The sequence below is a fragment of the Paranoxybacillus vitaminiphilus genome (genome assembly GCF_003259935.1).
GTDB classification, from domain to species: Bacteria; Bacillota; Bacilli; order Bacillales; family Anoxybacillaceae; genus Paranoxybacillus; species Paranoxybacillus vitaminiphilus.
This window is the reverse complement of record NZ_QLMH01000003.1, coordinates 328,834-335,895: the sequence shown is the minus strand read 5'-3', so window position 1 is coordinate 335,895 and position 7,062 is coordinate 328,834. Positions and strand designations below refer to the sequence as shown.

The 7,062-nt window shown below is 42.1% G+C and carries 10 protein-coding genes and 1 other annotated feature; of the genes, 1 reads left to right on the top strand and 9 read right to left on the bottom strand.

What is annotated here, in order from left to right:
- Positions 1-403 (top strand): transposase (locus B0I26_RS06510; protein ID WP_146612797.1); only part of this gene is annotated, 403 nt, incomplete at its 5' end.
- A 285-nt stretch (positions 404-688) separates the two neighbouring features.
- On the opposite strand, the gene pheA is transcribed toward B0I26_RS06510, so the two are convergent.
- The 9 genes from pheA to B0I26_RS06465 form a co-directional block, all read right to left on the bottom strand.
- Positions 689-1,537, bottom strand: coding sequence for a prephenate dehydratase (gene pheA / locus B0I26_RS06505; RefSeq protein ID WP_111644647.1), 849 nt, complete (start codon positions 1,535-1,537; stop codon positions 689-691).
- A gap of 18 nt (positions 1,538-1,555) precedes the next feature.
- Positions 1,556-1,996 (bottom strand): ACT domain-containing protein, encoded by a 441-nt coding sequence (locus B0I26_RS06500; protein ID WP_111644646.1) that lies wholly within the window; start codon positions 1,994-1,996, stop codon positions 1,556-1,558.
- A gap of 23 nt (positions 1,997-2,019) precedes the next feature.
- Positions 2,020-3,306, bottom strand: a complete 1,287-nt coding sequence (gene obgE / locus B0I26_RS06495; RefSeq protein ID WP_111644645.1) for a GTPase ObgE — start codon at positions 3,304-3,306, stop codon at positions 2,020-2,022.
- Between the two features lie 31 nt (positions 3,307-3,337).
- Entirely contained in the window at positions 3,338-3,874 is a 537-nt protein-coding gene (locus B0I26_RS06490; RefSeq protein ID WP_111644644.1) for a Spo0B C-terminal domain-containing protein, read from the bottom strand.
- 130 nt (positions 3,875-4,004) lie between these two features.
- Positions 4,005-4,295: a 50S ribosomal protein L27 gene (gene rpmA, locus B0I26_RS06485; RefSeq protein WP_111644643.1), complete on the bottom strand. Its 291-nt coding sequence runs from the start codon at positions 4,293-4,295 to the stop codon at positions 4,005-4,007.
- A gap of 15 nt (positions 4,296-4,310) precedes the next feature.
- The gene (locus B0I26_RS06480; RefSeq protein ID WP_111644642.1) at positions 4,311-4,643 is read right to left on the bottom strand and encodes a ribosomal-processing cysteine protease Prp; all 333 of its coding nucleotides are present in this window, start codon (positions 4,641-4,643) and stop codon (positions 4,311-4,313) included.
- A 10-nt stretch (positions 4,644-4,653) separates the two neighbouring features.
- A complete protein-coding gene (gene rplU, locus B0I26_RS06475) occupies positions 4,654-4,962 on the bottom strand; it encodes a 50S ribosomal protein L21 (protein ID WP_044894643.1) in 309 nt (102 codons plus the stop codon).
- A gap of 14 nt (positions 4,963-4,976) precedes the next feature.
- Positions 4,977-5,058 (bottom strand) — a sequence feature (ribosomal protein L21 leader region).
- Positions 5,059-5,247: 189 nt separating this feature from the next.
- A complete protein-coding gene (locus B0I26_RS06470; RefSeq protein WP_111644641.1) occupies positions 5,248-6,114 on the bottom strand; it encodes a M50 family metallopeptidase in 867 nt (288 codons plus the stop codon).
- A complete protein-coding gene (locus B0I26_RS06465; RefSeq protein ID WP_111644640.1) occupies positions 6,107-6,874 on the bottom strand; it encodes a M23 family metallopeptidase in 768 nt (255 codons plus the stop codon). Before B0I26_RS06465 ends, B0I26_RS06470 begins: the two co-directional genes overlap by 8 nt.
- Positions 6,875-7,062 lie beyond the last annotated feature (188 nt).

Sequence of the window (7,062 nt, the reverse complement as noted above, 5' to 3'; positions counted from 1 at the left end):
GTGTGATCCAGCTACACTCACGGAAGAAGAGCGTGGGTTGGTTTCGCAATGGCTAAAAGAAGACAAGCATGTATGTCATATATATCAATCCTTACAACACATTCGTTACGTATTCAAAGCGAAAACGTTTATTCAAGCGAAAAGACGATTTTCGGATTGGATAAAACGGTTTCAATTTCATACTTGCGGTGCGGTTTCAAGTATTGTGAAAGCCTTTGTTTCTCGTGAGAAAGCCATACTCAATACCATTTTATCCACTTTATCAAACGGAAAGATGGAGGGCACAAATAATAAAATAAAACTCATTAAAAGGAGAGGGTATGGATACCGAAACAACGCACATCTTTTCTTGCGCATCCGCCTAGAAACGGGAGGGAAATTTGTCACCCCCGACTTTTGGTGATGAACCTTCTAATAACATAGATGGCTTATATTATCATATATATAAATGATTTCCTTCATCGTCAATCCGTTTTTTCGAATTACAAGATTTTACCTCTCTACCATTGTTTATTTGTTTATTTTATCAAGCTATCAACGTTATTCTCTTTTTGTAACGACTCTTGCAAATTCATCTTTATTTATAATCGTTCAACATTTATCAACAGAAAATCGTCAGTCAAACTTGGAAAGCTCTTGAATAAAAATCCCCCAGCCTTGATCAATCTCAACGGCTGGGGGATTTTCTTCAAATGATGTAATACGGATAACTTCCTAACACTTGCACAGAGCATCCGAGCGCTTCGAGTTCGGCAATGGCTCCGGGGATAAGCACGTCGTCCATTTTTTGATCAATGTCAATAATAAAGAAGTAATTGCCTAATCCGGTTTTCGCCGGACGAGATTCGATTTTCGTTAAGTTTAATTTGCGCCACGCAAAAGCGGACAATACTTGATGAAGCGCACCGGCCTGGTCTTTTGGGAGCGTAATCATCAATGTCGTTTTATCACCGGCATAGAGCGGCGAATCGATGGAAAGCTCCCTGTTTTCTTTCTGAACAATGATAAACCGTGTATGGTTGTAGTCATAATCGTGAATATTTTCCTGAACAATCGTCAAACCGTACGTTTGAGCGGCTAATCGGTTGGCAATCGCCGCGATTTTTAACTCTGGATTCTCGCTTACAAATTTCGCCGCAGCGCTAGTCGATGTCGTATACTCATACATCGCCTGCTTGAAATGTTTATGTAAAAATTTATGGCACTGGGCAATGGCATGAGAGTGAGAATATACGCAACGTATCGCGTCCCAATCGTCCGAATGATTAGGGTGCACCATTAAATGCTGCTGGATCGGGGCGACAATCTCCCCAACAATCGGCAATGTTTGCTCATGCACTAAATAATCAATCGTTAAATTCACAGAGCCTTCGATCGCATTTTCAAGCGGCACAACACCCAGCTCCACTTCCCCGCTGCTTACAGCATCAATACATTCCGGTATGGTATTGTACGGCACTTTTTCGTGATTCGGAAAAACGGTTGTCACCGCTAAGTCTGTAAATGTTGCTTTCGGTCCTAAGTAGCCAATTTTCATCATTTGTCTCTCCCTTACTTACGCTCCTGAACCAACGACTTCTACTTTTTCAACAAATTCTAAATGGCGTAATTTTGTTAGTAAATCTTCAATATCTTCGTTCATGTCGTTCGTGCTGATGGTCAGTGTTACATTGGCACGGCCTTGAAGCGGAATCGTTTGGTGAATCGTCAGCACGTTGCACCCAGCTGCAGCCACAACACTAAGAAGCTTAGACAACGTCCCGGAACGATCTTCAAGATGAAAAAATAATGTAATAATATTTTCTTTCACAATGGCATGAAAAGGGAAGACCGCATCACGGTATTTGTAAAAAACGCTGCGGCTTACACCGACCATTTGCACCGCATCAGCGATGGAATTTGCTTTTTTTCTTTCGAGCAGTTCCTTCGCTTCAAGCACCTTTTTCATCGCTTCGGGCAATACGTCTTCCCGCACTAAATAAAATTTTTTATCCAAGTGCCCGCACCTTCCTCGCCCGTTTAATCAATAAATTCAAATTCATAATCTAACAGCTTGACAATATCGCCGTCTTTCGCACCGCGCTTGCGCAATGCATCGTCAACTCCCATTGAGCGCAGCTGACGGGCAAACCGTCTCACTGACTCCTCTCTTGAAAAATCGGTCATTTTAAATAGCTTTTCAATTTTTTCTCCTGATAAAATAAACGCTCCCGAACTATCCCGGCTTATTTCAAAAGCAGGCGCTTCTTTTTCAAGACGATACACAACACGCTGCACAGCAGGCTCTTCTGTCTCATGAAGCGGAAACTCCGGTGTGGTTTCTAACAAGTCAGCAATCGCAAACAACAAATCACGCAACCCTTGTCTTGTTATTGCAGAAATCGGAAAAATCGGCACATCGTCTTGCAGCTTTTCTTTGAACAGCTTTAAATTTTCTGCGGCGTTTGGCATGTCCATTTTATTGGCGACGATAATTTGCGGACGTTCGGTTAAGCGCAAATTATATTGCTTTAGCTCTTCATTAATCACTAAATAATCTTCATACGGATCGCGGCCTTCCATAGCAGCCATGTCGATGACATGCACAATGACGCGTGTTCTTTCGATATGGCGCAAAAATTGATGACCGAGCCCTACTCCTTGATGCGCTCCTTCGATCAAGCCCGGCAAATCAGCCATAACGAAGCTGCGGCCATCATCCGTCTCGACAACGCCTAAATTCGGAACAAGTGTTGTAAAATGATAATCAGCTATTTTCGGCTTCGCTGCCGAAACGACAGAAAGCAAAGTAGATTTTCCGACGCTCGGAAAGCCGACTAAACCAACATCAGCCAACAACTTCAATTCAAGTGTAACGTAGCGCTCCTCGCCCGGCTCACCATTTTCGGCAATTTCCGGCGCCGGGTTGGTCGCGGTGGCAAATCTCATATTTCCGCGTCCGCCACGTCCTCCCTTGGCAACGACAAACCGCTGTCCGTGTTCGGTCAAATCGGCAATGACTTGTTTCGTGTCATCATCAATAACAACGGTTCCCGGCGGTACCTTTACAATTAAATCTTCGGCATTTTTTCCATGTTGTCCTTTTGACATGCCGTGCTCGCCTCTTGGCGCCTTAAAATGACGCTGATAACGGAAATCCATCAATGTGCGCAATCCTTCATCAACCACAAAAACAACATCACCGCCTTTTCCGCCATCTCCGCCGGCAGGTCCGCCTTTTGGCACATATTTTTCACGGCGGAATGCAACCATGCCATTACCGCCGTCTCCACCTTTGACATAAATTTTCACTTGATCGACAAACATATTTTTCTTTCCTCCGTTCTTCTCATGATGCTCACATGCCAATTTTTAAAACAACGGTCATCTCTTTACTATGTACTTGAAACGTCTCTACAAAAACAGCCGTTCCAGCCATATGACTGCTGAGCCATTCCTTTAATGAATTCGCATCTGTTATTGTTCCACTATAATCAAAAAAGAACCGCACGTTTTCCCCTATCTCGATGGAAATGCTTAAATGATTTTCTCCGTTCCCGTCAGCGTGTTCTTCGAGAATATAAAAAAACTGTCTGCACCAGTTGGAAAGTTCCTTATCATAGATGGATAAATCACATACATCCCCAAGCACTTCATATTCAAGACGGAAATGCTGTGCCTGCCAATTATATGTCATTAAAAGCTCAGCCAGCTCAAGCGCATTCAAATTCGTTAATTTTGCTTCATGCTGCGTTTCAATGACGATTTCCTCAATGATTTCTTTGACACGTTCTAATTTATTTAATGCTAAATTCCCTTTAATGAGTTGAATTTTGTTCAGCCAATCGTGCCGGGACTGGCGCAACACTTCAACAATATGCCACTGTTTCTTCATCCAAAATCCCCTATTAAAAATTTTTATTTAGCTAAATTATACCAAAAGGGACAAATATGCAAAACATCGTTTTCTATTAAAATGAGCAAAAAGAAAACCCTAACCAAAACGGTTAGAGTTTTCAAACAGCTTACGCTTCTTGAGCTACTGGATAAACGCTCACTTTTTTGCGGTCACGGCCGAAACGCTCAAAACGTACGATGCCGTCTACTTTTGCGTAAAGAGTATCATCGCCGCCGCGGCCTACGTTTAAGCCTGGGTAGATTTTCGTACCGCGTTGACGGTAAAGAATGGAACCGCCGGTTACGAATTGGCCGTCAGCACGTTTTGCACCAAGACGTTTCGCGATAGAATCACGGCCGTTTTTTGTAGAACCTACACCTTTTTTAGATGCGAAAAATTGAAGATCTAATCTTAACATGAGTTTCACCTCCTGTTACTTTTCCGTAATTTGAATATACTTGCCGTATTCTTTTTCAATTGTTTGTAAGGAGACGATCATTCCTTCAAGGAGCAGCTGGACTTTTTCCTCGACTGTTTGATCTTCAATCATCGGAATCTCACAGTGAAGGTAGCCCCCGTTTTCTCCTTGCTTGATTCGCGGCGTTACTTTCGTTAAAGCGATAATGGAGTTAATCGCACCGAACGAAACCGCTGATACTCCAGCACAAACAATATCTTGGCCACGCTTGGCAAAATTGGCGTGTCCGCTTAACGTAAAGGCTTTAACCTTTCCTTGTTCTGTACGTTGAATGTCTACTTTTATCATCGTCTACGCCTTACGCGTTAATTTTTTCGATTACTACTTTTGTGTAAGGTTGACGGTGGCCTTGTTTACGACGTTGGTTTTTCTTCGCTTTATATTTGAAAACGATAATTTTCTTTTGGCGACCATGCTTTGCTACTTTTGCAGTTACAGTTGCACCGGCTACCGTAGGATTGCCAACTTTTACAGTTTCGCCGCCTACGAATAACACTTTGTCAAATGTAACTGTTTCGCCTTCAGCAACGTCGATTTTTTCAATGTAAATCTCTTGACCTTCTTGAACTTTAATTTGTTTACCGCCAGTTTCGATAATCGCGTACATATTTGCACCTCCTAAATTAGACTCAGACTCGCCAGCTTCGAGGCGTTTCGCTGTTTGCGAAAACTTGCAACCCGAGCTGAGCGGTTGTAGCACGGGTGCTACAAATATGGCGTTCCCCTTAAGGATTCCTGCTTCATCGTGAATCAAGTGCTTTCACTCCACAAGGCTTGACCTCCCGTCCGCCCAACGGTACAAAACATTACAACATGAAAAATGATACCATGAAAAAAATAGAGATGTCAACCTATTTTACATTTTACAGCTCTATGAATGATGCGCTCTCGATCAATAATAATGAAGAAGATTGCCGACGCGTTCATCTACTCTTTTTTCTGAAAAAAACACATGTAACAGCTCGTTTTCATCCAACACCGCCTGCTGTTTTTCGTCTTTCATCACGACAATGGAATGTTTTGGGCCACGATAAAACTGTAACAATATATCAAAAATAAAATCGGTATGTTCGACAACAATTGGTTTTAATTTGCGGTAGACGACTTTTTTTCCGTAATACCGCTCAAGTAAAAAACGCATGATCATATACTGCCTATGTCTCCATTCATGAAATAACGAGTAAAAAAGGAACAATACAATCATCCAAAGACTGATTTGAACCGGGTTGAGCCATACAATCATCGCTGTTAAAATGAACACACCGCAAAATGAAAAAAGGAGCAGCTTTTCATGTGCCTGACTGAAAGGCCAATAATGAGTAAACAGTAAAAATAATAATTTTCCCCCATCAAGCGGCCAAATGGGCAATAAATTGATAAGAAAAATAGCCAGATTATATTCAAAAAATATGCCGAATAGCTCACTTGTCATCATCTCTAATTTCATTAATAAAAATGCAGCGGCGACAAGCCAAATATGTTGCATCGGTCCGGCAAGCGTGACAATGAATTCTTCTTTGAACGGCCGATTTCCGTGCTCTTCCACTTCGGCAACGCCGCCAAACGGCAGCAGCAAAATTCGCTTAATGCGCCATGAAAAAAAAAGAGCCGCAAGCGCATGTCCAACTTCATGAATGAACACGATAAAAAATAGAATAAGTAGGTGTTTAAACTGAGCGGTTACAATTGCGATGCCGCATACGAGCCATAAAAGCGGATGGATATGAATTTTGTTGAGAAGCGAAATATACTTATTCAAAAGAAATCACCTGAATCGGGTCAATAAATTGCTCCCCTTGTTTAATCGCAAAATAAAAAACTCCTTTTGTATTGTCTTCATTATTCATTGCTTTCCCCACTTCTTTTTTCATTTCCACAAAATCGTACAACTTCACGGAAATCTTTCCTAAGCTGCCATACCATGACTCCGTTCCATCCGCATGTTGAATAATCACCGTTTTGCCGAGCTTGTCCTTTATACCGGCAAAAACAACAATCCCTTCATTCATTGCTTCCACAGATGCTTCCATCCCGGTTTCCACCATCACTCCTTGTCCATTTACATCAAAGCTTTCTAACACGCGGCCGAAAGCAGGGACCGCGTACTGTACTCCTTTATTCCTCTCTTGTTGCCCCTCTTTTGGCAGCAATGCAAGCGGCTTTCCAAATTGCTGTTCATACCAATCGGCAACAGCAGCAAATTGAAATTCCTGCTCCATCGTACTTTTGACAAAGCTTCTGATTGGTTCTAAATGAGAAGATGAATTTTTAAATAAAATGGCTGTGATTAATACGAGACAGACGGAGAGAAAAGTTTTTAAGAGGAAGAGCTCTTTGTGGAAAAGCGGATGACTGTCTTTGTTGGAATAATCGTCATACGTAATGAGTGAATGTCCCCCGTATTTCTCCTCGTCAGCCAGCTCGAAAAATGCGTGTCTTTGCTGCTGATAATGAATTTGTTGCCGCTGCCGTTTTCGCTTGGCGATGCGTTTGCGAATCTCATCAGCCCGATTGCCCATTTCCTACCATCCTCCACTCATAGTTTGTACCATTTTATGAAATCTTCTTTTAGGATATGACAAAGACAAAAAAAGCTGACCAATAAGTGTCTGACCTCATGCACAACAAAACATATACAGTGTGTTGCTCGAATGCTATAACACTATATACGGCTGTTGCGGGGTCTGACACTTTGATTTCGGTCAGC